The sequence below is a fragment of the Paraburkholderia sp. SSBN10T genome (assembly GCF_056619545.1).
Genome location: NZ_JBWQQI010000001.1, coordinates 125,577 through 151,401 on the forward strand (window position 1 = coordinate 125,577; position 25,825 = coordinate 151,401).

At 60.8% G+C, this 25,825-nt stretch carries 26 protein-coding genes and 1 pseudogene; 14 read left to right on the forward strand and 13 right to left on the reverse strand.

All coding sequences use genetic code 11. The features are described from left to right. The first annotated feature begins 3 nt into the window (after positions 1-3). The 6 genes from AC1ECK_RS00560 (at position 4) to AC1ECK_RS00585 (ending at position 6,226) form a co-directional block, all read left to right on the forward strand. Positions 4-1,254: a VRR-NUC domain-containing protein gene (locus tag AC1ECK_RS00560; RefSeq protein WP_480314843.1), complete on the forward strand. Its 1,251-nt coding sequence runs from the start codon at positions 4-6 to the stop codon at positions 1,252-1,254. A 42-nt stretch (positions 1,255-1,296) separates the two neighbouring features. After that, positions 1,297-2,637: a type VI immunity family protein gene (locus tag AC1ECK_RS00565; protein ID WP_480314845.1), complete on the forward strand. Its 1,341-nt coding sequence runs from the start codon at positions 1,297-1,299 to the stop codon at positions 2,635-2,637. A 71-nt stretch (positions 2,638-2,708) separates the two neighbouring features. Continuing rightward, the gene (locus AC1ECK_RS00570; protein ID WP_480314846.1) at positions 2,709-4,049 is read left to right on the forward strand and encodes a type VI immunity family protein; all 1,341 of its coding nucleotides are present in this window, start codon (positions 2,709-2,711) and stop codon (positions 4,047-4,049) included. Beyond that, the gene (locus AC1ECK_RS00575; RefSeq protein ID WP_480314848.1) at positions 4,046-4,531 is read left to right on the forward strand and encodes a hypothetical protein; all 486 of its coding nucleotides are present in this window, start codon (positions 4,046-4,048) and stop codon (positions 4,529-4,531) included. The genes AC1ECK_RS00570 and AC1ECK_RS00575 overlap by 4 nt, the downstream gene beginning before the upstream one ends. A 341-nt stretch (positions 4,532-4,872) precedes the next feature. Beyond that, positions 4,873-5,166 (forward strand): hypothetical protein, encoded by a 294-nt coding sequence (locus AC1ECK_RS00580; protein ID WP_480314850.1) that lies wholly within the window; start codon positions 4,873-4,875, stop codon positions 5,164-5,166. A 172-nt stretch (positions 5,167-5,338) separates the two neighbouring features. Beyond that, positions 5,339-6,226 (forward strand): SDR family oxidoreductase, encoded by an 888-nt coding sequence (locus AC1ECK_RS00585; RefSeq protein WP_480314852.1) that lies wholly within the window; start codon positions 5,339-5,341, stop codon positions 6,224-6,226. A 196-nt stretch (positions 6,227-6,422) separates the two neighbouring features. Here AC1ECK_RS00585 and AC1ECK_RS00590 read toward each other — a convergent pair whose 3' ends face one another. Genes AC1ECK_RS00590 through AC1ECK_RS00600 form a run of 3 tightly spaced genes read right to left on the reverse strand, consistent with a single transcriptional unit; the run spans position 6,423 to position 7,616 of the window. Further along, on the reverse strand, positions 6,423-6,848 hold the full coding sequence (locus AC1ECK_RS00590; protein WP_480314854.1) for a DUF6691 family protein: 426 nt from the start codon (positions 6,846-6,848) through the stop codon (positions 6,423-6,425). A gap of 1 nt (position 6,849) precedes the next feature. Next, positions 6,850-7,284 (reverse strand): YeeE/YedE family protein, encoded by a 435-nt coding sequence (locus AC1ECK_RS00595; protein WP_480314855.1) that lies wholly within the window; start codon positions 7,282-7,284, stop codon positions 6,850-6,852. Next, positions 7,281-7,616: an ArsR/SmtB family transcription factor gene (locus tag AC1ECK_RS00600; RefSeq protein WP_480314857.1), complete on the reverse strand. Its 336-nt coding sequence runs from the start codon at positions 7,614-7,616 to the stop codon at positions 7,281-7,283. The genes AC1ECK_RS00595 and AC1ECK_RS00600 overlap by 4 nt, the downstream gene beginning before the upstream one ends. Before the next feature lie 87 nt (positions 7,617-7,703). Here AC1ECK_RS00600 and AC1ECK_RS00605 point away from each other — a divergent pair, with 87 nt between their 5' ends. Continuing rightward, positions 7,704-8,564, forward strand: a complete 861-nt coding sequence (locus AC1ECK_RS00605; protein ID WP_480314859.1) for an MBL fold metallo-hydrolase — start codon at positions 7,704-7,706, stop codon at positions 8,562-8,564. Between the two features lie 54 nt (positions 8,565-8,618). Here the strand turns inward: AC1ECK_RS00605 and arsN2 are convergent, their stop codons facing one another. The 8 genes from arsN2 to AC1ECK_RS00645 are packed head-to-tail and all read right to left on the reverse strand — an operon-like array spanning position 8,619 to position 13,855. Beyond that, positions 8,619-9,044, reverse strand: coding sequence for an arsenic resistance N-acetyltransferase ArsN2 (gene arsN2, locus AC1ECK_RS00610; protein ID WP_480314861.1), 426 nt, complete (start codon positions 9,042-9,044; stop codon positions 8,619-8,621). A 22-nt stretch (positions 9,045-9,066) separates the two neighbouring features. After that, on the reverse strand, positions 9,067-10,329 hold the full coding sequence (locus AC1ECK_RS00615; RefSeq protein WP_480314863.1) for an MFS transporter: 1,263 nt from the start codon (positions 10,327-10,329) through the stop codon (positions 9,067-9,069). Next, positions 10,298-11,062 carry an arsenical resistance protein ArsH gene (gene arsH, locus AC1ECK_RS00620; RefSeq protein ID WP_480314865.1) on the reverse strand — a complete coding sequence of 255 codons (765 nt, stop codon included), beginning with the start codon at positions 11,060-11,062 and terminating at the stop codon, positions 10,298-10,300. The genes AC1ECK_RS00615 and arsH overlap by 32 nt, the downstream gene beginning before the upstream one ends. After that, the gene (gene arsC, locus AC1ECK_RS00625; protein WP_480314867.1) at positions 11,062-11,484 is read right to left on the reverse strand and encodes an arsenate reductase (glutaredoxin); all 423 of its coding nucleotides are present in this window, start codon (positions 11,482-11,484) and stop codon (positions 11,062-11,064) included. Before arsC ends, arsH begins: the two co-directional genes overlap by 1 nt. Continuing rightward, on the reverse strand, positions 11,481-12,566 hold the full coding sequence (gene arsB / locus AC1ECK_RS00630) for an ACR3 family arsenite efflux transporter (protein WP_480314868.1): 1,086 nt from the start codon (positions 12,564-12,566) through the stop codon (positions 11,481-11,483). Before arsB ends, arsC begins: the two co-directional genes overlap by 4 nt. Then, positions 12,553-13,074, reverse strand: coding sequence for an arsenate reductase ArsC (locus AC1ECK_RS00635; protein ID WP_480314870.1), 522 nt, complete (start codon positions 13,072-13,074; stop codon positions 12,553-12,555). The genes arsB and AC1ECK_RS00635 overlap by 14 nt, the downstream gene beginning before the upstream one ends. Continuing rightward, complete coding sequence (locus AC1ECK_RS00640; RefSeq protein WP_480314872.1) at positions 13,071-13,526, reverse strand: ArsI/CadI family heavy metal resistance metalloenzyme; 456 nt, start codon at positions 13,524-13,526, stop codon at positions 13,071-13,073. Before AC1ECK_RS00640 ends, AC1ECK_RS00635 begins: the two co-directional genes overlap by 4 nt. Continuing rightward, on the reverse strand, positions 13,523-13,855 hold the full coding sequence (locus AC1ECK_RS00645; protein ID WP_480314874.1) for an ArsR/SmtB family transcription factor: 333 nt from the start codon (positions 13,853-13,855) through the stop codon (positions 13,523-13,525). The genes AC1ECK_RS00640 and AC1ECK_RS00645 overlap by 4 nt, the downstream gene beginning before the upstream one ends. A 171-nt stretch (positions 13,856-14,026) precedes the next feature. Here AC1ECK_RS00645 and AC1ECK_RS00650 point away from each other — a divergent pair, with 171 nt between their 5' ends. The 6 genes from AC1ECK_RS00650 to AC1ECK_RS00675 all read left to right on the forward strand — a co-directional run bounded on the left by AC1ECK_RS00650 (position 14,027) and on the right by AC1ECK_RS00675 (position 22,411). Continuing rightward, entirely contained in the window at positions 14,027-14,392 is a 366-nt protein-coding gene (locus AC1ECK_RS00650) for a hypothetical protein (RefSeq protein ID WP_480314876.1), read from the forward strand. 112 nt (positions 14,393-14,504) lie between these two features. After that, positions 14,505-15,806, forward strand: a complete 1,302-nt coding sequence (locus AC1ECK_RS00655; RefSeq protein WP_480314878.1) for a TolC family protein — start codon at positions 14,505-14,507, stop codon at positions 15,804-15,806. Positions 15,807-15,816: 10 nt separating this feature from the next. Then, complete coding sequence (locus tag AC1ECK_RS00660) at positions 15,817-17,361, forward strand: efflux RND transporter periplasmic adaptor subunit (protein WP_480314880.1); 1,545 nt, start codon at positions 15,817-15,819, stop codon at positions 17,359-17,361. After that, entirely contained in the window at positions 17,358-20,576 is a 3,219-nt protein-coding gene (locus AC1ECK_RS00665) for an efflux RND transporter permease subunit (RefSeq protein ID WP_480314882.1), read from the forward strand. The genes AC1ECK_RS00660 and AC1ECK_RS00665 overlap by 4 nt, the downstream gene beginning before the upstream one ends. Next, on the forward strand, positions 20,573-20,926 hold the full coding sequence (locus AC1ECK_RS00670; protein WP_480314884.1) for a copper-binding protein: 354 nt from the start codon (positions 20,573-20,575) through the stop codon (positions 20,924-20,926). The genes AC1ECK_RS00665 and AC1ECK_RS00670 overlap by 4 nt, the downstream gene beginning before the upstream one ends. Positions 20,927-21,148: 222 nt before the next feature. Beyond that, complete coding sequence (locus AC1ECK_RS00675) at positions 21,149-22,411, forward strand: multidrug effflux MFS transporter (protein WP_480314885.1); 1,263 nt, start codon at positions 21,149-21,151, stop codon at positions 22,409-22,411. A 12-nt stretch (positions 22,412-22,423) separates the two neighbouring features. Here the strand turns inward: AC1ECK_RS00675 and AC1ECK_RS00680 are convergent. After that, positions 22,424-23,134: pseudogene (locus AC1ECK_RS00680) on the reverse strand (SDR family NAD(P)-dependent oxidoreductase); the annotation flags it as partial. A gap of 179 nt (positions 23,135-23,313) precedes the next feature. Here AC1ECK_RS00680 and AC1ECK_RS00685 point away from each other — a divergent pair. Further along, positions 23,314-24,204 (forward strand): LysR family transcriptional regulator, encoded by an 891-nt coding sequence (locus tag AC1ECK_RS00685; RefSeq protein WP_480314887.1) that lies wholly within the window; start codon positions 23,314-23,316, stop codon positions 24,202-24,204. Positions 24,205-24,239: 35 nt separating this feature from the next. Here the strand turns inward: AC1ECK_RS00685 and AC1ECK_RS00690 are convergent, their stop codons facing one another. Continuing rightward, entirely contained in the window at positions 24,240-25,685 is a 1,446-nt protein-coding gene (locus AC1ECK_RS00690) for a pyridoxal phosphate-dependent decarboxylase family protein (protein ID WP_480314889.1), read from the reverse strand. Between the last annotated feature and the right edge of the window lie 140 nt (positions 25,686-25,825).

The following is a 25,825-nucleotide window of genomic DNA, read 5'->3' on the forward strand; positions in this document are numbered from 1 at the left end:
GAGATGGGAGCGACACTTCAACCGGCGGGCTCGACCTGCACGACGATCAACGAAGACGTTCAATACGCGCCGATTCCGCCGGGCAACAAAGGTTATCTGCAGGAAAAAATCGAATATGCACTGCAGATGCCGAAGGTCGTCTACATCCGCCTGCCCGATGGCACGACGACGGTCAATTTGCTAAAACAGGTGGCGATGACGACGGCGATTCGAATCGATGAAGCAATCGCCAGTTTTTATTGGCAGTACAAAGCGGAAGTGAGCTTTGATATGGCGCCGTATTTTGCATCGGGAGGGATGGCGGCTCCGATACCGTACTTGAGTGCTGACAAAACACAAGGCCCGGGACGGCGTCATAGTCTGAACCCATTTCCGCCAGGCATGAAACCTGGGTTGTTACGCCGTCCCGATGTGATTATCGTTAAAAATCCGCTGAACCGATGGCCAGGGCGCGGGACTGTCGACGAAGACGGGGCATCGCACGTCGACAACATGCTCCGGCTGGTCGAGGTCAAGTTTCCGGGGGATGCGTGGGGCACCGGACAAGAACAGGCCTATCGGATAATCGCAGGCGACTTCAAAAACCGCATGACGGTTATCGATGTGAGCGATTGCAACGGCGAGCTCGAAAAGGCCCGACAGCGGGCTCTGGCCAACGCACCTGCTCCGCAGCCCGCCACGGAGGAGGAGCGCAAGCGCGTTCCGATCCGCTCGACTGCGCCCATCGCGGATCCCGCGTGGTATGAGAACTGGTGGTCGTGGGCCGAACAGCAAGCTCAAGAGGCTGGCGCCGCAGTCGCGCCGGTATGGGATGCCATTCACAACGGCTACACGTACGTGTCCGCGGAAACAAACGCCTTTCTGCATCAGCACGCGCCTTGGATATTCACGGCGGGTCACTGGATGGCAGACAAGGCATCCGATGCGTGGGTGTGGCTCGACGAAAAAGGGCAGGAGATCTATCGCTATACTACCGCGCAACTCAAGGCCGGTTGGGATGAGATCGTGCGCACTACCGATATGACGTGGAATTTGCTCAAGCAGATCGATTGGGCGCAGGTTGGCATCACGACGCTCAAGGTACTGGCTGCCATCGTCGTGGTGGTCGCCGCCGTTGCGATCGTCATTCTGCTGGCGCCCGCGCTGGTTGCCATTTTCACTGCACTGGTTGCGATTATCGCTACGGCGGGCGCGGAAGCGCTGGCGGGATTGGCGCTAGCGCTCGGCGTTACCGCAGTCGCATCGGCCGGATAATCTTGTATAGCATTCCAGAGATCAACAGACAGCTATTGAATTATGACCGTTCGCGATTCGAAAACCGTATTGACCCCCCCGCAGGCATTAGCCCGCTACAAGGAGGAATTGAGCCTGCGGCTTCCAGACAATCGCCTGGGGGTGTTGCCCGGTGTGATAGGCACGGTTTACTTTGAGCGCGGTTCTCAGCCGGAAGTGCGTCAGGCTATCCTCGAGTGCTTCGACCGCTTCGACGAAATGTTTGGGACGCATCTGAAGGGAGGCAAGGACGAGGACCTCGGCAAGTTCACCAAACGTACCGCGGCGGGTGTGAACAAGATACGGCGGGCGATTCTCGATACGCCGTCATACCTGCAGGTCAGCGTGATCCGCTCCAGCGCTACCGATCAGGATACTGCGGCGCAATACAGTATTCAGACGCTAACCGGACTTGCATTGCCGCAAGAATACGTTTCCCCGACTGGGCGGCTAAGGGTGCCCAAAGGTAAGGAGTCGGGCCTGTCCTACCTCAAGTTCAACGTTCCAATGGAACTGGTTGAGACAGACGAAGGTATCGCGCAGTACGAGAGCTTTTTTCGCTACATATGCGAGAGGCTGGTAGTACGCGGCGGTTATGGCGGATTGTCTCCGGTACTTGCCTACAGCTATCACCGCTATATGCCGCAAGAATGGGCGCTTGCCGAGCGTTTTAGCGGTCTGGAAATAGACAGCACTGCGCACATGATGAACGAGAGCTACGATCCGGTCTCTTACGAAGGCGAGTCTAAAGACGATCTGACGGCGGTCTACGATTACCTGCATCCCGGTGCGAAGGTTGGGCGATGGGGATTTATCAAGGGTGTGAACTGGTACACGATCCTGGGCGAACTGTTCATTGAGCGCCTGGGCGGCGAGGCTGCCATACGCGAAGCGCTCGATCGTCCAGACATTCATATCGAGCGCGCAGGTTCCTGCCTGTTAATCCGCGCAGGGGACTTTCCGCGTCTCGGCGCGCCCGAGGAAGGACTACCGGAACCCTATGTGTTCGTGAATAGCGTCCTGCGCGTGCTGCGCGATCCAAAACCCGATAGTTTGCATACCTATGTTCCAGATCTGCCGAGCGCGAATACGACGAATGCCCGGTCGTGGGTGGCTCGCTTCGACCTCCCGGATGCTTCACCGATTCCCGAACCGCCTAACATTGTCCCGCAACCGGTGAAGCGCGATCCCGTACACCATAGCGTGCCGGGTGGCAGTCCATGTCCCGAAGCGGGATGGTGGCAGACGCCCGCGAAGGCGGGAAGCCGCCGGTACTTTGAGCAGGGAGAGATCATGCCGGTCGTTAAGGGCAGCAGTTGGGGAGCGACACACTGGGTGTGGTCGGACAAAGAGGACGCCTCGTGACGGCCCCGAACAAGCAACGGTTGCAGTGGTTATCGATGACCGATTGCGCGTCCGATTGACGCCGACCTGTCATGACCGTTCGCGATTCGAAAACCGTATCGACTCCTCTGCAGGCACTCGCTCGCTACAAGGAGGAATTGAGCCTGCGGCTTCCTGACAATCGCCTGGGTGTGTTGCCTGGTGTGATAGGCACGGTCTACTTTGAACGTGGGTCGCAACCCGACGTGCGTCAGGCAATTATTGAGTGCTTCGACCGGTTCGATGAAATGTTCGGGGCCTACTTGAAGGGGGGCAAAGACAAAGATCTCGGGAAGTTCACCAAGCGAACCGCTGCCGGCGTGGAGAAGATCCGGCGGGCCATACTTGATACGCCGTCGTATCTCCAGGTTAGCGTGATTCGCTCCAGCGCAACCGATCAAGATACCGCCGCTGACTATAGCATTCAGTCATTAACGGGAGTCGCGCTACCCGAAGACTATGTCTCACCCGATGGGCGCCTCAGAGTACCTAAAGGCAAAGAGTCGGGCCTGTCATATCTCAAGTTCAACGTGCCAATGGAGTTGGTTGGGACTGACGAAGGTATCGTGCAGTATGAGAGTTTTTTGCGCTATGTATGCGAGAGGCTCGTAGTACGTGGCGGTTATGGTGGATTGGCTCCAATTCTCCCGTACAGCTATCACCGCTACGCACCACAAGAATGGGCGCTTGCCGAGCGCTTTAGCGGTTTGGAAATAGACAGCACCGCGCATTTGCAAAAACAGGACTATCAAGCGACGTCGTACGAAGGCGAGTCAAAGGAAGAGATGACCGCGTCTTATGACTATTTGCATCCCGGTGCGAAGGTTGGGCGATGGGGATTTATCAAGGGTGTGAACTGGTACACGGTCCTGGGCGAACTGTTCATTGAGCGCCTCGGCGGCGAGGCCGCCATACGCAAAGCGCTCGATCGTCCAGACATTCATATCGAGCGCGCGGGTTCCTGCCTGTTAATCCGCGCTGGGGACTTTCCGCGTCTCGGCGCGCCCGAGGAAGGACTACCCGAACCCTATGTGTTCGTGAATAGCATCCTGCGCGTGCTGCGCGACCCAAAACCCGATAGTTTGCATACCTATGTTCCAGATCTGCCGAGCGCGAATACGACGAATGCCCGGTCGTGGGTGGCTCGCTTCGACCTCCCGGATGCTTCACCGATTCCCGAACCGCCTAGCATTGTCCCGCAACCGGTGAAGCGCGATCCCGTACGCCATAGCGTGCCGGGTGGCAGTCCATGTCCCGAGGCGGGCTGGTGGCAGACGCCCGCGAAAGCGGGAAGCCGCCGGCATTTTCAGCAGGGAGAGATCATGCCGGTCGTCAAGGGCAGCAGTTGGGGAGCGACTCACTGGGTATGGTCCGATGAAGGAGACGCGTCGTGACGGACGCGAATGATCGACCGTCGGTGCGGCTATCGATGGCCGATCACGCGTCTGACGTGACACATAGCTGGCTGGAGCAACATGCGCCGTGGGTGCTGACGACGGGGCATTGGGTCCCGCATTTTTCGACGGAAGGTTGGGCGTGGATCGACGACACAGGTCGCGAGGTTTGTCGCTACGAAATCGCGCAGTTGAAGGCCGGCTGGGATGAGATCGTGCGCCAGTCGGATATGACCTGGGACCTCATGCAACGGATCGACTGGATGCGGCTCGACATGATGATCATCCGGGGCAGGGTGTCCGTCGTTTGTGCTGTGGATGGCGATGTGTTCGGCGTATTGTTGAAAGACGACGCAGCACGCGCGCAGTCGAAGCTCGACGCGTTGCCCGCGATTTTCATCGCCCTGCTCGTGATAGTCGGTTCGACGGGAGCCGATGGGCGCACCGCACTCGCGGCCGCGCTCGGTGTCGGCGCTGAATGAAGCAAGTTCAGGGTCGCGCACTGTCCTCGCGGGGCACGTAGCATGCACCGCGCATGCCGAACCACGCCGGCCTCGGATTGGGGACCAGGACCCATTCGGGGCGATTCCGAAAATCGCAACTCACCGTTGCGAACAACGCGCTTAATTATCAGCGACCGCTTTCCTAAACTTGGTATCGGCTGCTATGACTCAATCCCGCGCTCTCGGCGCACTGTATGCCGTCAATACTGTGCGATATCGGCCTGAGAAGCCTTATCGCGCGTCGCTAGCCTGATTGAGACATAGAGATACGAATAGATCGTTTGCGCCGAAATTTCAGTCCAATCTAGGAGGAACGGGTCATGAACAAGGTAACTAGCACACTAATCGCGGCTGTCGCCGCACTCGCGCTGTCGGGCGGCGCTTATGCACAAAACAACACGCTGGCGACTCCGAGCGTAGTGTCGCCGGCCGCCAATGCAACGAGCGGCTACGGTGCGCCTAGCGCCACCAACTCGGACAGCGGCATGAGCGCCGGGTCGACGAATTCGGGCCTGCCGAACAGCACGAGCAATAGCTCGACGTCCCTCACCAACCTTCCCGGGAGTCACAACACGCTGGCAACCCCGAGCGTAGCGTCGCCGGCTGGTCAATAGCCGCAATTCGGATCGAGCCGCGTGCGGCGACTGCGCAGGAAATCACCCAAGGTTTGGGCGGCGCTCGCCGGCATGATCAGCCTGTTAATCCGTTTACCGGTATAAAGTCACTACTTCAACAGGGTGGCGGATGATCGCATAGTGGGTGGGTAACTACCCAGGAAACCTCACTATGCGTATCTTTCTGACGGGCGCAACCGGCTTTATCGGCTCGGCTCTGGTGCCCGAACTCATCGCAGCCGGTCACCAGGTGATCGGCATGACGCGATCGGACGCGGGCGCGCAGGCCCTGACTGCGGCGGGTGCCGAAGTCCATCACGGCACACTCGAAGATACCGACAGCCTGCGCAGCGGCGCCGCGAAGGCGGACGCCGTCATTCACCTCGCCTTCGACCACGATTTCTCGCACTTCGTGGAGAACTGCGAGAAGGACAAGCGCGCGATCGCGGCACTCGGCGCGGCGCTGGCCGGCTCCGATCGTCCGCTTCTCGTCACGTCGGGCACGGGTGTCGGCAGCCGCAACGACGGGCAACCGGCCACCGAGGATGTGTTCAACACCACGCACCCGAATCCGCGCATCGGCTCGGAGCTGGCCAGCAATGCACTGCTGGAGGCGGGCATCAACGTGTCGGTGATGCGCTTGCCGCAAGTGCATACCCCTCTCAAGCAGGGCCTCATCACGCCGCTCATCCAGATCGCGCGTGAGAAAGGCGTGTGCGCCTACGTGGAAGAAGGCCGTAACCGCTGGCCCGCGGGACATCTGTCGGACGTCGTGCGGCTGTACCGGCTCGCAATCGAGAAGGGCGAGCGCGGTGCGCGCTATCACGCGGTCGGCGAAGAGGGCGTCAGCTCCCGCGAGATCGCGGAGGCGCTGGGGCGCGGCCTGAAAGTGCCGGTCGTCTCGATCGCGCGCGAGGAAGTGCAGGCGTACTTCGGATGGATGGCGATGTTCGTCATGCTTGATATGCCGGCATCGAGTGCTCAGACGCAGGCGCGTCTGGGCTGGCATCCGACAGGTCCGACACTCATCTCCGATTTGAACCAAGCGCGGTATGTCTAGGTTTTGACTCAACCTTCGCGGCCGCTGTAGGCCAGGCGGCCGCGATCTAGCATCCGGGAGACGCTCCGGAGTCAACGCGTGATTGTGTCGGAGTTCGATCAGCCGTCCGGTCTTGGGCCGACATGAGACAGCGGCCGGAACGTCTTGCGTTCGACTCATTGGGCGGCCGTGCACACGAATGTGTGCGAGGTGACGATCAGTTGGTTTGGGTAAAGCGCTGTTCGGCCAGAGAGAAAATTTTCATACCCACGAGCATGGCGATGACGAACAGAATCGCCTTAAGCTCACCGCTGCCGGCGCTCACGAGAGCCGGTCCCGGGCAAAACCCCGCCAATCCCCAGCCGGCACCGAACATGGCGCTGCCAGCAAGCAGGCGGCGGTCAATCCGCGTTGCGCTCGGCAGTAACATTGGCGCGCCAAACAGACTGTGCTTGAGCCTGTGTGCAATCGCGAAGCTGATGCTGCCGATGGCGATTGCGCTGGCCATAACGAACACCAGTGACGGATCCCAGTTACCGGCGATATCGAGAAAGCCCAGCACCTTCGCAGGGTTGGCCATGCCGGAAACGATCAGGCCTGTGCCGAATATCAGCCCGGCCAGCAGCGCGTTGAAAATCAGCATGTCAAAGCCCCAGCAGATGGCGGGTAATGAAAACGGTGAAAAAGCCCACAGCCATGAACGTCGCAGTAGCGGCAAGCGAGCGGACCGAGCCTCGTGAGAGGCCGCAGACACCGTGACCGCTGGTGCACCCGGACGCATAGCGGGTGCCGACGCCGACGAGCAGGCCGGCCACAACGAGCACCGGCGGCGATGCCGCAATCGTGACGGGCGGCAGCGCCGTGAAAAGCTTGAATATCCACGGCGCGGCGAAAAGTCCAAGCACGAATGCGGCACGCCAGGCACGATCACTGGATGTCGTATCGAGCAGGCCACCAAGAATCCCACTGATGCCGGCGATGCGACCGTTGCCGAGCACAAGCAGCGCTACCGCAAAGCCGATCAACAAGCCGCCGGCAAGCGCGGGAAACGGCGTGAAGTGGGCGAGGTCGATGCTCATTTCAGGCGTCCTTTGACTTTGCCGCAATAGAGGCTCGATAGCGTTTGCATAATGCTTAGGACTTCGACGCTCGCGAGGCTGTAGTACATGTACTTTCCCTCGCGCCGCGCACTGACGAGACCTTCTTCCCGCAGCACGCCAAGATGTTGCGAAAGGCTCGGTTGATGAAGGCCGACCGCCTCTTCCAGTTCTCCGACGTTATGTTCGCCTTCGATCAACTGGCACAGTAACAGCAGACGGTCTTCCTGCGCCATGGCTTTGAGAAGGGCACAGCATTTCGTCGCGGATTGCCGCAGCGAGTCGAGCGCGGCGGGAGACAACGGCGTGTTCATCGATCAGTGTCCTGCTGGTTGATAATATGTTGACCAATAGTATATGAGAATATATATTGTTTTTCAATGTATTGATTGGAGCGTGCGATGAAGCCGCTGGTAGAAGCGTTCTTTGATCGGACCACCTGTACCGTCACCTATGTGGTTCACGCCGGCGATGGCTCGGCGTGTGCCGTCATCGATTCGGTGCTTGACTACGACCCCAAAGCTGGCCGTACCTCGACCCGATCAGCCGACAAGGTCGTGGAATTTGTTCAGGCGCATGCGTTGCGTGTCGAATGGCTGCTGGAAACGCATGCCCATGCGGACCATCTTTCGGCAGCGCAATACCTGAAGGCGCAACTGGGCGGCAGGATTGCCATCGGCGAAAGCATTCGTGCGGTGCAGGGCGTTTTCAAGCGCGTTTTCAACCTGGGTGACGACGTGCCGGGCGATGGTCAGCAGTTCGATCATCTGTTCGCAGCCGGCGAGACGTTTCAGATCGGCGCGCTGAGTGCGCACGCCATACACGTGCCTGGACATACACCGGCTGACGTGGCGTACCAGATCGGAGACGCGGTTTTTGTCGGCGACACGATGTTCATGCCGGACGTAGGTAGCGCACGGTGCGACTTTCCGGGTGGTGACCCACATACGCTGTATCGCTCGGCACGCAAACTGCTGTCGCTACCTGACGAGACTCGGCTTTATATGTGTCACGACTATCCGCCGCAGTCGCGTCAACCGCAGTGGCAAACCACCGTGGCTGAACAGCGCAAAGGCAATATTCATCTGCATGACGGGAACTCCGAAGATGCGTTCGTCGCGATGCGCACCGCACGTGACCGGACGCTCGATATGCCTACGCTCATTCTTCCGGCGGTCCAGGTCAACATCCGGGCAGGCTTATTGCCTGGACCCGAAGACAACGGCGCGCGTTATCTGAAGATCCCACTCGACGCATTGTAGGGCGCGCATTTAGGTGTAACCGCACCCATTTACGGTCCGTTCAAGCGGACATTTCTAGAGGAGGCGCTTGCGCATGCACGTGGCGGTCGACGGGCACAGAGCCGCGAATTGCCTGCACAACCGCACTTCGCTGGGCGCCTCGTCGCGGCTTACCCTCTCATAGCCCGCTCGTTCGAAAAAGCGTTCCGCAGTGGTTGTCAGCAGCCAGATTTCCTGGTGGCCAAGTGAGCGTGCGTTGTCTTCGAGCTGTGCGACCAAATCCCGCGCGATGCCTGTCCCGCGCAATTCTGACGTGACGACGAGCGATCGCAAGAGCGCGCTCGAGCCGAGCCGCTCGAGTCCGCCGCTAGCGACAACCGATCCGCTTGCGTCTTCGGCAACCAGGAATCCCTCGATGAGCGTCCTCGAAACATCTTCTACAGGTAAGCCATTCGCGTCCAACAGGTTTTGGATTTCGCCCAGGTCGGCGTCGTCGGCCATTCTTATCTGCATGGCAGCATGCTCACTCGAAATTGACTTGATGCTCGTTGACCTTTTTGCTGAAGGGGAGACGTATCGCGAGGATAAACGCAGCAGCCGAAACCAGCGACACCAGCAGCACGGTCCATTCGACAGGCACATAGTTTCCGTCGGCCGTCCAGATCGCGGCAGCCGAAATCGGAGCGACGCCCTTGGCAATGTTCGAGGGCATCGAGAGCAGTCCGCTCACGGCCCCATAACCCTCGGTCCACATAATGTCCTGCACGATCGTCCCACGGAGGATCGTCATCATGCCGTTTGCGCCGCCATAGACGACTGCGAACAGGATCAGCAACGCCGGTGACGTGCCGGCGCACATGAGAACAACCACAGATGCAGGAAACGCCGTTGTAATCACGATGCCCACAGTCGACGGACGAACCTTGCGGCCGACCGTGAACCACAGCACACGCGCGAGTACCTGCGCCGGACCAATGACGGCCATCGTCGTCACGATCAGCGCGGGCGACACCCGCCGTTCCGCCATGAGCGGCACCAGGTGGAAGGTTAGCGCCGCAAATGTCGCATAGTAGGCCGTGAAGCAGATAGCAAGCGCCCAGAATGTCGGGGTTCGTAGAGCACGCCTGGTTGCTGCTGCGTTGGTGGCTTTCCGCGCGGTCTTGTAATCCGGATCGTCTTCGCGAGGCGCATCGCGGCCGATTGCGCAAACATGGATGGGCAGGCAGATCGCCAGATTGAACCCGGCAAGCGCGAGAAGTGCATCTCGCCATTGGAGCCAATCGACCAGAACCTGAGTTAGCGGGATAAAGACGGTGCTGGCAAAGCCGGCCACCAGCGTGATTAACGTGATCTTTGTGCGAAAGCTGCCTGGAAAGTCCCGCGTAATCACCGCGAAAACCGGATCGTATAGTGTCGCGGCCATCGCGACACCGAGGCCGATCCAGACGACGAACAGCGTCACAAGGCTCTGCGCTTGTGACCACAGCGCCAACATCGCCGCGGCCAGGACGGTCCCGCAGACCATGACGCGCCGGCCGTGGCCGTGATCGATCCAGGTTCCGACCGGATAAGCCGTTAGTCCAGAAATCAGGAGGCCTACCGAGAGGGCCGCGTTTGTCGCCGTCCGGCTCCATCCCATCGCGTCTTCCATCGGAACGACAAAAAGCGAAAACGCGTAATAGATCGATCCCCAGGAGACGAGCTGCGCGACTGCGAGCGCCCAGGTTGCGACAGTGCCGCGACCGCTGCGGCCGTCACTCCGTTTCTCTGTCGTCAGTGTCTGCATTGGCGGTCACCGTTTCCTGATCCATGGCGGTGGCCGCCAGTGTCGTTGCAAGCTCCGGGTGTGCTTCCTTTCGCTCACTGTAGCGATCGGTCAGGTATTCCGAGCGGTCACGCACGAGCAGCGTGAACTTGTACAGTTCTTCCATCACGTCGACGACGCGATCGTAATAAGCCGATGGTTTCATCCGCCCGTTTGCGTCGAATTCCTGCCAGGTCTTCGCCACCGACGACTGGTTCGGGATGGTCACCATGCGCATCCATCGGCCGAGAATCCGCAGTGAATTCACGGCATTGAACGATTGCGATCCACCGCACACCTGCATTACCGCGAGCGTGCGGCCTTGCGTCGGGCGAACGCCACCGCTTTCAAGCGGCAGCCAGTCGATCTGGTTCTTGAACACGGCCGTCAGGGTTCCGTGACGCTCCGGGCTGCACCATACCTGTCCCTCCGACCACTCCGAGAGTGTGCGCAGTTCTACTACCTTCGGATGATCGGCGGGCACGCTGTCCACGAGCGGCAGGCCGTGCGGATCGAAGACCCGTGTTTCCGCGCCGAAATGGCGCAGGATGCGCTCGGCTTCCAGGATGAGAAGCCGGCTGTATGAGGTGGCGCGTAACGAGCCAAACAGCAAAAGGATCCGCGGAGCGTGTTGCGAAACCGTACGCGGTTCGAGCTTCTGCAAATCCGGCGAGTCGAGGTGGGGTGCGCTGACGTTGGGAATATCCTGCGTCATTAAAGGAGCCTCCGTCCTTCACTGTCGACGACTTGCTCTCCGTCCTCTTTCGTGAATGAGCCTTTCTGCCCAGCGGGCAGGATGTCGAGCACTACCTCTGACGGCCGGCACAGGCGCACGCCAAGCGGTGTGACGACAAACGGCCGGTTAATCAGGATGGGATGCTCCATCACTGCATCGAGTAACTGCTCGTCGCTCAAGGACGTATCGCTCAGACCAAGCTCGGCGTAGGGCGTACCCTTTTCACGTAGCGCAGCGCGTACCGTCAGGCCGGCGCGAGCAATCAGGTCCTTCAGTGTCTCCCGGTCAGGCGGGGTTTGCAGATACTCGATGATTTCAGGTTCGATTCCGGCATTGCGGATCATGGCCAGCGTGTTGCGCGACGTGCCGCAAGCGGGATTGTGATAAATCGTGACGCTCATACCTGTTGCCCCTCGATGCCGTGTTTCGCTTCGTACCAGTGTTGCGAGCGGTTGACCACGCCGACAACGAACAGCATGACCGGCACTTCGATCAGCACGCCGACCACCGTGGCCAGAGCCGCACCCGAATGAAAGCCGAACAGGCTGATTGCCGTGGCGACCGCCAGCTCGAAGAAATTGCTGGCGCCGATCAGACTGGACGGCCCCGCAACACAGTGCGCGACGCCGAGCCGCCGATTCAACAGGTACGCGAGCCCCGAATTGAAAAACACCTGTATCAGGATCGGCACCGCGAGCATGGCGATAACGAGCGGTTCCTTGACGATCGCCTGCCCCTGAAAGGCAAACAGCAGTACGAGTGTCGCGAGCAGTGCGCTGATCGAATACGGACCGAGACGTGCGACCACCTGCCGGAAGTGCGCGTCACCTCTGGCCAGCAGGCGCCGGCGCAGCAATTGGGCAAGGATGACCGGAATGACGATGTACAGCACAACCGAAGTGATCAGCGTATCCCACGGTACCGTGATGGCCGACAGACCGAGCAGGAGCGCGACGAGCGGTGCGAAGGCCACGATCATGATCGAGTCGTTGAGCGCCACTTGCGATAACGTGAAATAGGGATCGCCCTTGCAGAGTTGCGACCACACGAAGACCATCGCGGTGCAGGGGGCCGCGGCAAGCAGGATCAGGCCGGCAATGTAGCTGTCGAGCTGGTTGGCGGGAAGCCACGGCGCAAACAGATGGCGGATGAAGACCCACCCTAGCAGCGCCATCGAGAACGGTTTGACGAACCAGTTGACGAACAGCGTCACCCCTATACCGCGCCACTGGCTTTTGACCTGGGTCAGCGCGGCAAAGTCGATCTTGACCAGCATCGGAATGATCATCACCCAGATCAGTACTCCGACCGGAAGATTGACCTGCGCCACTTCCATACGGCCGATTGCCTGGAAGAGCGGGGGAAGTGCTTGCCCGAGCAGGATGCCGCCCACGATGCAGAGCGCAACCCAGACCGTCAGGTAGCGCTCGAAAAACCCGATCGCAGGCCGTGTGCCGCCGAGCGCTGTATCAGTGCTGCTCACTGGATTCCTCTGCAGGCTTCTCGCCGATGGCGCGCATTTCGTACTGAATCGCATTGTGGTCCAGTACGTGCAGCGGCAGATTCACAAACTGGCTCACGCGATTCATGATCTGCCGATAGACCTTGTCGAAGACCTTGCGCTTGTCGTCGTCGCTACCCTCGAAAGCTGCCGGGTCCTCGAAACCCCAATGCGCCGTCATCGGGTGGCCCGGCCAGATCGGACACACTTCACCCGCCGCCTGGTCGCAGACCGTGATGACGAAGTCCATGTGCGGGGCGTTCGGCGTCGCGAACTCGTCCCAGCTCTTGCTGCGCAGCTTGGCAGTGTCGTAACCGAGCGCTTCGCAGCGCTCGATGGCGAACGGGTTCACCGCCCCGGAGGGGTGACTGCCCGCGCTATACGCCCGAAACTTGCCTTTCCCCAGCACGTTGAATAACGCTTCGGCCATGACGCTGCGCGAGCTGTTGCCCGTGCAGAGAATGAGGATCGACCAGGTTTTGTCGCTCATCCGCGGCTCCCGAATGTGACGGCAGTTTCGAGCGGCGCACAGCATGCAGCCGAAGATTGCGATTGCTCGCGCGATTGGCCGTAGACCGGCGCGGATTCGAAGGTCCGGAACGTTTCCCAGGCGATGCCCTGCGGATCAGTCGCCCACGCTTTGTCCGAGCGGGAATAGCAGCAGGTTGTGTCCGTCTGGGCCTGTACCGGCAGTTCCGCAGCGGCGAAGCGCGCTTTCATTTCGGCCAGCTCCGCGTTGGTTTCAACCTGAATGCCGATGTGATCCACACCTGGCTTCGCACCGCGCTGTGAAATCGCAAAGTTGACAGCCGGGTTTGTCAGTTCCCACTTGCAGTAGTCGCTTTTGAGGACGGTGGGCTCTGCGTTGCCGAACATCGCGCGATAGAACCGGATGCTTTCGCTCAGATTCTCTACCGCGACATGGATGTGCATGCGCTTCATGGTTTGTCTCCGCAACAGTTCGGGAGATCGCTTGCGGCACAGGTCGCGCCCGCGCAGCAGTTCTCCGTCAGGAAACCGATCAGGCCAGTCATGGCGTCGAAGTTCGCCGTGTAGATAACGAATCGCCCCTCCTGCCGCGGCGTCACGAGGTCTGCATGTGACAGATCCTTCAGGTGGAACGAGAGGCTGGAAGGGGAAAGCCCTAGCTGCTGAGCGATTTCACCGGCAGCCATACCGTCCGGACCTGCGACGACCAGCATGCGGAAGATCGCAAGGCGCGATTCATGGGCGAGCGCGCCCAAGGCGCGTACAACGAGATCTGAGTCCATGTCCGGAACAATAAACTATTCATTTCTATATTTCAAGTATTGTTGAAATGACGGCCGCATCTTCGTCTACGTCGCTTCGCCGCGTTGCTTCGTTCAACGCATGCGCGGTTGACCACTCACCGGGTCACAAGCCGTCAACCAGATTGAAATGGCTACGCTATACTTGCTGCGATGAAAATCTTGCGGACACTTCTCGTCTTGCTGCTGTGTGCGATGCTGCCCCTGAGCGGGCTGGCAGCCAGCGGTACGACTGGAGCGTGTCCGATGGAATCCGCGATGGCCGGCGACACCGCCGCCATGCCGGCTGACATGCCCGGCTGCGCTTCGATGAGCCCGACTTCCAACGAACACGGCAAGTCGAAGGTATCGCTGTGCAAGGTGAGTGCCCAGTGTCAGATGGGCAGTCTCTATCACCCCGTTGCCACTCCCACCGTGACCCGGCCCGCCGGGCCGTTTGTCCCCGTCAGCTTCCACTACGCGCAGTCGCTCTCCATCCGCGCGCCGGATGGCCTCTGGCGTCCACCGCAGTCCCTCTAACTCCATCGTTCTGGTGCACCGCTTTGGCGCGGTGATGTCGTCCTGCTTCGGGACGTGAGTTCGTGTGTCCGCTCGCGCGGCCATACGCGGCTCGACCATTCGAGGTTAGAACATGCTTTCCATCATCGGCACGCCGGCATCGCGGCGCGCCTGGGTTCGCTCATGCGCCGTCTTTTTCGCGTTCGGCCTGCTGGCTGACCGCGCGGCGCACGCCCTGGACGCGGGTTTGACGCTAGACGAGGCGCTGCAAATCGCAACCAGTCACTCGTCCTCGATCCAGGCTGCGCAAGCCTCGGTTCGGGGAAGTTCAGACGTTGTCGTAAAAGCCGGGCAACTGCCCAATCCCACGCTGAATCTGAGTGTCCAGGATCTGCCCATCAATGGACCCAATGCCTTCACCATCGGGCAGGACAATTTCACGATGCGCGGCATTGGCATCCAGCAGGAATGGGTGTCTGCGGAAAAGCGCCGGCGGCAGACCACGCTTGCCGATCGTGCCGTCGAGCGCGACAAATCAACGTACCTCGAAAAGGTGGCCGAGGTTCGTCAGCAAGCGGCTGTGGCCTGGCTCAACGCCATCTATGCAAAAAAAGCTGTCTCCCTGAGCCAGGCGCTGGTTGACCATCTGAGCCAGGAACTCACCGCAAAACAGGCGTCGTACCGTGGCGCAAAAGGGACGGCGATTGATGTCGCCCAGGCCAACCTGACGCTTGGGAATGCGCGTGACGAACTGATCAGTGCCCAGCAGGACGAGAAGACCGCGTTGATCACGCTGTCGCGCTGGACGGGAGCAGGCAATGTGATCGAAGTAGCCGGCACGCCGCCGGAACTTGAGTCACAAGTGTCCAGTTTAAGCGTCGAGCAACTCGCTCAGGTCCAGCCTTCGTTGATTGCAGCCCACGCAGCCATCTCGCTAGCCGACGCCGACACGGAAGTGACCCGCAGCAATAGGAGTCCGAACTGGACATGGGGGCTGACCTACTTCAAAAGCGGCGGAAGGTTCCCGGACTACGTGTCGGTAGGTGTCTCCATTCCTTTGCCGATCCACCGCGGGAACGTCGAAGACCGCGACGTCGAGCAAAAGTCCGAGATGGGTACGCAGGCGCGGCTCACTTACGAAGACACCGAGCGGCAGGTCGCCGCCGATATCCAGAGTCTGACGGCAAAGCTCGCCAGTGGCCGGGAACGTCTGGCCAATGCAAGGCAAACCGTTCTTCCCGCCGCTGAGCAAAAAGTGCAACTGGCCAATGCCGCCTACCGGTCGGGTGCCGGCACGCTCGCCGATGCGTTGGACGCGCGACACATGCAACTCGAAGCGGACCTTCAGGTGTTGAACCTTGAACGGGAAGCTTCCCTCGTCTGGGCGCAACTGGAATATCAGGTTCTGCCGCCCGACATGACCTCCGGCCAGTAAAGAGGAACACATGAACCAGAAACTGATCGTACGCGCCGTGACGGCAGTGTTCACCGCAGCCGCGCTGCTGGGCGCGGGCTATGTAGTCGGCACCCATCGTGCTGCAACAGACGCACCCATGGCGTCAGCCGCGGCCGCGACTCCATCCGTGTCCGGGGACAAGGTCGACCCAAAGACTGGCCGCAAAGTGCTCTATTGGCACGATCCGATGGTGCCCAACCAGCATTTCGACAAGCCCGGTAAATCGCCCTTCATGGACATGCAACTGCAGCCCGTCTTCGCGGATGAAGGCGGTTCAAGCGGTATCAAGGTCGACTCCACGCTGCAACAGAATCTCGGCATCCGCTATGCGACGGTGGTCCGGCAGGACACCGCTGAAGGCTTCGATGCGATCGGCACCATCCAGTTCGACGAGTCGATGGCAGATGTCGTCCAGTCGCGGGTGACGGGTTATATCGACCACCTCTATGCAAGCGCCCCGATGCAACGTGTGGCGAAAGGGGCGCCGATTGCGTCGCTCTTCGTGCCCGACTGGCTGGCGCCCCAGGAAGAGTACCTGGCGCTCAGGCGCGGGGGTATGGATGCCGGCCTGCTTGCCGCCGCCCGTGAGCGCATGCAGGCACTGTCGATTCCGGACGGGCTGATCGCGAGCCTCGATCGAACCGGCAAGGCGCAGACCCACGTCACGCTATTCGCCCAGCAAGCCGGCGTGCTGACAGAACTCAATGTTCGCGACGGTGCGATGGTGTCGCCGGGACAAACGCTTGCCAAGATCGCGGGCCTGTCGAAACTTTGGTTGATCGTCGAGATACCGGAGTCGCTCGCGTTGCAGGTGCAGCCCGGCATGGTGGTCGACGCGACGTTCGCCGGCGACGCCTCGCAACACTTTAGCGGCCACATCCGCGAAATCCTGCCGGGCATCAGTCCGGACAGCCGGACGCTGCAGGCACGCCTCGAAATCGATAACGCCGGCCTGAAGCTCACTCCCGGGATGCTGATGCGCGCACGTGTCAGTGGGGCGAAGCCGGTCTCGCGGTTGCTTGTGCCGTCCGAAGCGGTCATCACGACCGGCAAGCGGTCGATCGTCATCGTCAGGAATAGCGACGGCCGGCTGCAGCCTGTCCAGGTCGCGGTCGGTAACGATAGCGGAGACAACACCGAAGTGACGAGCGGGCTGACCGAGGGTCAGCAGGTCGTCGCATCGGGACAGTTCCTGATCGATTCGGAAGCGAGCCTGACGTCCGTGCTGCCGAAACTCGAAGGAAGCGCGGCACCTGGGGCATCGGCCTCGGCGCCTGCTTCTGCTGCCACGCCCGCTGCCGCGCAAACCTACCAGACAACCGGCAGGGTCGAAAAAGTCACCGCGGGCGACATCACGTTCTCGCATCAACCGGTGCCGGCGCTGGGCTGGGGGGCGATGACCATGACCTTCGGCAAACCGTCTCCGGGCGCCTTCCCGGACGTCAAGGTGGGCGAGTCCGTGCATTTCGTCTTCAGGCAGTCCGATGACGGCTACCAGTTGACGCAGGTCGAACCGGTCGGAGGCACGAAATGATTGCGCGCATGATTCGCTGGTCGATTGACAACCGCTTCCTCGTGCTGCTTGCGACGGTGCTCGTCACCGCGTGGGGCGTGTATTCGGTGACGCAAACACCGCTCGATGCGCTGCCGGATCTGTCCGATACGCAGGTCATCATCAAGGCCTCGTATCCCGGCAAGGCGCCGCAGGTCGTCGAGGACCAGGTGACGTATCCGCTCACGACGACCCTGCTGGGTGTGCCAGGCGCGACGACCATTCGCGCCTATTCGTCGTTCGGCGATGCGTTCGTGTACGTGCTGTTCGATGACAAGACGGACCAGTACTGGGCCCGTTCGCGCGTGCTCGAATACCTGAACCAGGTGCAGAGCCGTTTGCCTTCGGGCGCGACAGTCTCACTCGGGCCTGATGCTACGGGCGTGGGCTGGGTCTACGAATACGCACTGGTCGACCGCACCGGTCAACACGATCTCGGGCAACTCCGCGCCCTGAACGACTGGTTTCTCAAATTCGAGCTGAAAGCGGTGCCGGACGTATCGGAGGTGGCCAGCATCGGCGGCATGGTCCAGCAATATCAGGTCGTACTCGACCCGGACAAGCTGCGCGCCTACGGCATCACGCAAGATGCTGTTGTGGATGCCATCGGCAAGGCTAATCAGGAGTCCGGCGGTTCGGTGGTCGAGCTCGCCGAGTCCGAGTACATGGTCAGGTCGTCAGGCTATCTGCATTCACTCGATGACTTCCGCAACATTGTGCTGCGCACGAACGACACAGGAACCCCCGTATTGCTTGGCGACGTCGCCCGCATCCAGGTTGGACCTGAAATGCGCCGTGGGATTGCCGAGCTGAACGGTGAAGGCGAAGTCGCCGGCGGTGTGATCGTCATGCGCTCTGGAAAGAACGCGCTGACGACCATCGAAGCGGTCAAGGCGAAGCTCGCCGAGCTGAAAAAGTCTCTGCCGTCGGGCGTGGAGGTCGTGACCACGTATGACCGTTCGCAGCTCATCGAACGAGCCGTCGACAACCTCAAGGACAAGCTCATCGAGGAGTTCATCATCGTCGGCCTGGTCTGCGCGGTGTTCCTGTTTCACCTGCGCAGTGCGTTCGTTGCGATCCTGTCGCTGCCGCTCGGGGTGCTGGCCGCGTTCATCGTGATGCGTTATCAGGGCGTCAATGCAAATCTGATGTCGTTGGGCGGCATTGCGATCGCGATAGGCGCGATGATCGATGCAGCCATTGTCATGATCGAGAACGCCCACAAGCATCTGGAAGCGTACGATCACACGCACCCCGATACGCCGATCACGGTCGCCCAGCGGTGGGAACTGATCGCGCAGTCCGCAGCCGAGGTCGGACCGGCGTTGTTCTTTTCGCTGCTCATCATTACGCTGTCGTTCATTCCGGTGTTCTCGCTCGAAGGCCAGGAAGGGAAGCTGTTCGCTCCGCTCGCGTTCACTAAGACCTACACGATTGCCGCCGCCGCCGGATTGTCGGTGACGCTCGTGCCGGTGTTGATGGGTTATCTGATCCGCGGGCGCATTCCTCATGAGAGCGCCAATCCGATCAACCGCGTGCTGATCCGGCTATACCGTCCGCTGCTCGAAGCGACACTGCGGCGTCCGTGGGCTGCGATCGGACTGGCGGTCATTGTGCTTGCCCTCACGCTGCTTCCCTTGTCGCGGCTCGGCGGTGAATTCATGCCGCCTCTGGACGAAGGCGATCTGCTCTACATGCCGACCGCGCTGCCCGGCATCTCGGCAGACAAGGCTGCCGAATTGCTGCAGCAAACGGATCGCCTCATCAAAACGGTTCCGGAGGTGAAGACCGTGTTCGGCAAATCGGGACGCGCCGACACCGCGACCGATCCCGCACCGTTCGAGATGTTCGAGACGACCATCCAGTTCAAGCCGCGCAGCGAATGGCGGCCGGGCATGACGCCGGAGAAGCTGGTGGATGAACTGGACGCACGCGTGAAGATTCCGGGCCTCTCGAACGTCTGGGTGCCGCCGATTCGCAATCGTCTGGACATGCTATCCACCGGGATCAAGACACCTGTCGGGGTGAAAATCTCCGGCGCGGATCTCGGACAGATCGACAGGATTGCGACGCAGGTCGAGTCCGTCCTGAAGAACGTTCCGGGCGTCACGTCCGCATTGGCGGAACGCCTGAACGGCGGTCACTACATCGACGTCGACATCGACCGCCTGGCGGCTGCCCGCTATGGTCTGTCGGTGACCGCCATTCAGTCCGTCGTGTCGACTGCGGTGGGTGGCGATAACGTTGGCGAGGTGATCGCGGGCCGCGAGCGCTTTCCGATCAATATCCGCTATCCACGGGAGATCCGCGACTCGGTCGACAACCTGCGTCAGTTGCCGGTTGTAACGGACCGCGGCGCGCAGATTACGCTGGGCGACGTTGCCACGATCAGGATCTCCGATGGCCCGCCGATGATCCGCAGCGAGAATGCGCGATTGTCGGGGTATGTCTACGTCGACATTCGCGATACCGACTTGCAATCGGCAGTGAAGGCAATGCAAAGCGCGGTTGCGCAACATGTTGTCCTGCCGCCCGGCTATTCGATCACGTGGTCGGGTCAGTTCGAGTATCTGGAGCGGGCTGCTGCGAAGCTGCGCACGGTAATTCCGGTGACGCTCGTCGTCATTTTTGTGCTGCTTTTCCTGACGTTCAACTCGGCGGCCGACGCGCTGCTGCTGATGTCGACCGTGCCGTTCGCGCTGGTCGGCGGGTTCTGGCTGATCTGGATCCTGGGGCACGCGGTGTCCGTTGCCACGGCGGTGGGATTCATCGCGTTGTCGGGAGTGGCGGCCGAATTCGGAGTCGTAATGCTCTTGTATCTCAAAGGCGCGCTCAATCAGCGACTCGTCAGAGGGGAACCGTTTACCGAAGCGACCCTGGTCGACGCCATCCGCGAAGGCGCGGTGCTGCGTGTGAGACCCAAGGCGATGACGGTCGCGGTCGTCCTGGCGGGCCTCATTCCGATCATGCTGGGCCACGGTTCCGGCTCTGAAGTCATGCAGCGCATCGCTGCGCCGATGGTGGGCGGCATGGTGACCGCGCCGCTCCTGTCGATGCTCATCATTCCGGCCGCCTGGCTGTTGCTGCAACGCCGCCGCGTCGCGCGCACGAAGGCAAGCACGCAAGAATCGCTTCAACCTCACGTAGTACCCACTGGCACGCTCGTGCCGCAAACTCACTCTGGAGAAAACCAATGAAGAAGTCGATAACCCTGACGGCTGTGCTCTGTGCCGGTCTTACGCTCGCCGGCGCGGCGCTGGCGGCGGACGATATGGCGGGCATGAAGATGAACAACGGTGCAATGGAGGCCGCGGCGCCGGACAAGGCCGAGCTAACCGATGCGGTCGTCAGGAAGGTCGATCCGTCGACCGGCATGGTGACGCTCCAGCACGGTGACCTGAAAAACATCGGCATGTCGGCGATGACGATGGCCTACAAGGCCAAGGACGCGTCGATGCTCAAACAGGCGAGGGCGGGCGAAAAGGTTAAGGTGCGCGTTGAAAATGTGGATGGCACGCTGACCATCGTGAAGCTTCTGAAACAGTAACGGTTCGCGGCTGCACAGCGATGCGCCGGCGGTTTGTCCCGTCGCTAGCGCATTGCTGTGTCAGAACCATTACATCGATACTGCCGGTCAACCTGACACGCGAGCGGCAGAGAGCGGCGACAACAGGCACAATACGTGGCGATGGCGCCATCCACACACGCTGCGTTCGACACACGCACCGAATGATGCCGCGTCACCAGAATCCGCCTCTTCGATGCTCTAATGAACCACAATCTCCCCGACCGTGCCGTCACTCCCGCGCGCGCACCGAACTCGCCGCGCTTCCTGCTGTTCCTGATCTGCCTGTTCGCCTCTTCCGGGCAGATGGCGATCGACATTTACGTGCCCGCGCTACCCGCGATGGCACGTTTCTTCGCAACGTCGCCTCAGGCGATCCAGTCGAGCGTGTCCGGCTACATGGCGGCTTATGCGCTCGGCCAGCTCATCTTCGGACCGGTAGCCGATGCGTACGGGCGCAAGCGCGTCCTGGCTTTCGGGCTCGTCATCTTCACGATCGGCTGCCTGCTGTCGCTCGCCGCGCCGAATCTTGAGACATTCCTCCTCGCACGTTGTCTGCAGGGTTTCGGTATCGCCACCACCAACCTGCTCGCCAAGGCGATCATCACGGATTCGTTTTCCGGACAGGCGCTCATACATGCGTTCACCTACATGGCGACCGCGTGGGGGCTCGCGCCGATTGTGGCGCCGGTGATCGGCGCCCACCTGCAAACGTGGTTTGGCTGGCAGGCCTGTCTTGTCTTCCTGCTCGTCTATTCGCTTACGATGTGGGGCGTGCTGTGGCGCTATCGCGAGACCTTGCAGCGGCCCGTGCACCTCGCGCCGCGCACACTGTTGACGAACGCAGGCAAGGTCCTCTCGAGCCCGGTGTTCCAGAGCTGCTTTCTTGCGCAAGGGCTGTGCTACAGCATCCTGCTCGTGTTCAACATCATCGGACCGTTCATGGTACAGAACACGTTGCACAAGCCGCCGACCTATTTCGGCTACCTCGCCCTCGGCATCGGGATGATGTACTTCCTGGGCGGCCTGTCGAACCGTGTGCACGGCCCGCGCCTGCCGGGCGCAGAGCAGCGGCTGCGGATCGGCGCGCGCGTGATGGCCGCTGCGTCGATCGCGATGCTGGTGCTTGCGCTGACGGTCGGCCTGCGCGTCTGGACGCTCGCCACGCCGGTGCTCGTCATGGGGTTCTGCGCCGGCGCGATGTATCCCACGCTGATGGCCAAGGGCAATTCGCTGTTCCCGCATATCGCCGGCCTGACGAGCGCGATCCTCGGGTGCGCGCTGCTGCTTGTGTCGTCGGCGATGATGGGGCTCGCCGGCTTCGTGTCGGTGCAGGTCCTGACGCCGCTTGCGGTGTTCTTCGTGATCCTCGCGCTCACTGTCGCCGCAATGGTGACGAAGCTGCTGCGGCATCTGGCGCGGCAGCAGCCCGAGGCCGTCGTGCGCCGCAGCGGCGAGGTGGCGTAAGCGAGAGGGGCGGAGACCCGCACCCGTCACATAGGAACTCTGGTCGGAGGCCAGGAAGAGCGCCGCGCTGGCAATCTCCTCGGCCCGGGCGAGCCGGCCGAGCGGGACCATGCTCTGGTACATCTTCACCAGATCCTCGCGTGTCGCCGACTGAGCGTCGAGAATCGGGGTGTCGGTTACGCCAGGGCTGAGCATGTTGACGCGAATGCCGCGATCCTTGAATTCCGCGGCCCAGGTGCGGGCATAAGAACGCAACGCGGCTTTGGTCGCCGCGTAGGCGGTGTGGCCAGGAATGCCCATGACGTGCATGGCCGACGACACCAGAATGATCGACCCACCACCTGTCATCATCGGCAGCAGCTTCTGCACCAGGAAGACGGGTCCGCGGGCCATCAGATTGAATGCCTTGTCGAAATGCTCGGGCGTAATGGTGTCGATCGAAGCCTGCTCCGTATAGCCCGCGTTCGACACGATGATGTCGACGGCGCCTTTTTCGTCTCTGACCGCCGCCGCGACGCGGTCGAGGTCATCGAGGTTCGCGGCGTCAGCCTGGATGGCGGTGACGTTGCGTCCGATCAGCCCGGCGGCCTCGTCGAGCTGTGCCTGCCGACGGCCGAAGATAAAGACATGAGCGCCTTCGGCGACAAACCGCTGGGCGGTCGCCAAACCGATACCGGTCGTTCCGCCGCTAATGACGGCAATCTTGCCTGCGAGAGTGGACATGGAAACCTTCCGTCTGTTCGTGAGTGACAGGAAGATCGTAATTGCAGTTGCCGGTAATGATAATCGGCGGATTTTTCATAAGATCTATTCTTAAAAGGAATTGCTCAGACGGCCAGGGCATGCCAAAGTCGTTAGTAATAGTGCAACTTCCCATACGATTGATTCTCCAGGGGAATGCGATGGATCGGTTTCACGAATTGAACGCGTTCATCGCCGTCGTTGAAGCAGGCGGTTTTTCCGCCGCGGCGCGCAGAACCGGGGAGTCGCAGTCCGCCATCAGTAAGGCCATCGGAGCGCTGGAAAAGCGCCTTGGCGTGATGCTGTTTAACCGAAGCACACGCAGCGTGACCCTAACGGACCAGGGGCAGAGATACTACGATCGGACCAAACCGCTGGTTGACGAGATGGATGAAGCGGACAGCGAACTGACCAGCAGCACGCTGAATGCCTCCGGTCTGATCAGGATTGCCACGGCCTCGACTTTCGGCCGCCTGCACATTCTTCCACTCATCCCCGATCTGTTGTCGCTCAATCCCGGGCTTCAGGTAGATCTCGTTCTTTCGGACTTCGTGCGGGATATGGTGGAAGATCGGATTGATCTGGCGATCCGAGTGGGGCCCGTCAACGATCCTGACGCGGTGGTCAGGCGCGTGGCGAGCACCCCGCTCGTATGCGTCGGCTCCCGTCGCTACTTCGAGCAACGCGGAATACCCAAGACCCCCGCCGAGCTCGTCGATCACAATTGCCTTCTATATGGAGGCCTAACGGAGTCAGCGAACTGGCCGTTTGTAGGTCCGGAAGGTCGATTCAGCGTGACCGTTCGCGGAAATCTTTCTTCCAACAGTGTCGAAACGATCCGGGCGGGTGTTCTGGCTGGCGTTGGCATTGGTCTGTTTGCCAAAGTTTCTCTTGCCGATGAGCTTCTACATCCGGACGTGATCACGGTTCTCGACGAATTTATAAGCGACGTCAGAGACGTAAGCCTCATCTGGCCAAAACGTCGGTTTGTACCGGCACGCGTGCGCCGCGCGACGGACTTTTTTACTACGGCCCTCGCGCAGCGTGTTTAGGCAAACGGAATCAATCGGTGCGCCAGGCGAAATCTCTAACCGATCTGGGCTGCGCCGCCGGCCGTTGGCTGACCTCGCAATGCCTGCGCTACCGCTGCAACCGCACGCGCCACATCCTGCGCGTTGGTTTGCCAGTTGCATACAGACACTCGCATGCAACGCTTCCCGCGCCAGGTGGTGTTGCTGAATAGCGCTTCGCCGCTGGCCAGAACCGCACTCGTGACCGCATCGGTCCATTGGTCGTGGTCACTCTCCGTGGCGCCCGGCTGGGGATCGATAAAACGCACCAGCCCCTGATTGATTTGCGGCTCCCACATCAATTCGGCACCGGGCAGGGCGGAGATGCCGGTCACGAGGCTATGCGCTGCGTCGCAACAACCATCGATCAAAGCGGCGACGCCGCGCCGGCCCAGTTGTCGCAGTGCGGCATACGTTGCCACGCCTCGCCCGCGTCTCGACCAATCTGGATTCCAGTCCTTTTGTTCGCGAACCTGATCGTTGTGCGATATGTAGCTTGCTTCGTAGGACATCGCTTTACGATGCGCCTCCGGATGCGCAACGAAAACAAAACCGCTGTCGTACGGCACGTTTAGCCATTTGTGTCCATCGGTTGACCACGAATCGGCATGCTCGACACCCGCCAGCAGATGCTTGTAACGCGCACTGGCGTTAGCCCACAGGCCAAAGGCCCCGTCGACATGCACCCATGCGCCATAGCGATGCGCGAGTGGAATCAGGTCGGCGAAACAGTCGTACGCGCCGATATTGAGGTCGCCTGCCTGCAGCAAGACAATCGTGAGCGTATCCGGGGCGTTCTTTAGCGCCGACTCTAGCGTTGCCGCATCGAGTTGACCGGCCTGATTGGTCGGCAGTCCCGTTACCGAAGCTGTTCCCATGCCCAGCAAGCGCGTTGCGCGCGTGATGCTGCCGTGAAACTGATCGCTGCTCAGGATACGGATCTTCGGTGCGCCGAACAGGCCGTCCCGTTCGACTTGCCAACCCCGCTTCTCGAGCAATGCGTTTCGCGCTGCCGCCAGCGCGGTAACGTGCGCCATCTGGCAACCGCTGGTCAACGCAAAGCTGGCGTGCCTGGGCAAACCAAGCAAGTCTTTTAACCAGTCGCCGCACGCTTCTTCAATCACCGCTTGCGCGGGGCCGCATGCGTAAGATGCAGCGTTTTGATCCCAGGCGCTGGTCAACCAGTCCGCCGCCAGGGCGGCGGGCAATGATCCGCCGATCACCCAACCGAAAAACCGGCCGCCGGCACTGCCCATGATGCCGCCGGCGGTGTCGGCGACCAGTTCGTCGATCACCTGATCCGCGGGCATGCCCTCGCTGTTGAGCGGCTTCAGCAAACGTTCGCGTAGCGTATGCAAACTTGCGCGGGCTGCGACAGGACTGTGCTCCAGGTTTTCCAGATGCGCCAAGGAGTGGTTCAGCGCGTGCTCAAGTGCCGGGCGAAAAGCAGAGGTGTCGTTCATGCGAAATTCCAGCGTAGAGGTGGCCGTGGATAACCACGCGTCGTGGCGCAGCCTGCGCTACGGCCTGTGGTGCGATTGGCTGACATTCGGTTCAAGTTTAACCAATCGAGACTCCCTTGGCTGGCGGTTTTCGGACATCA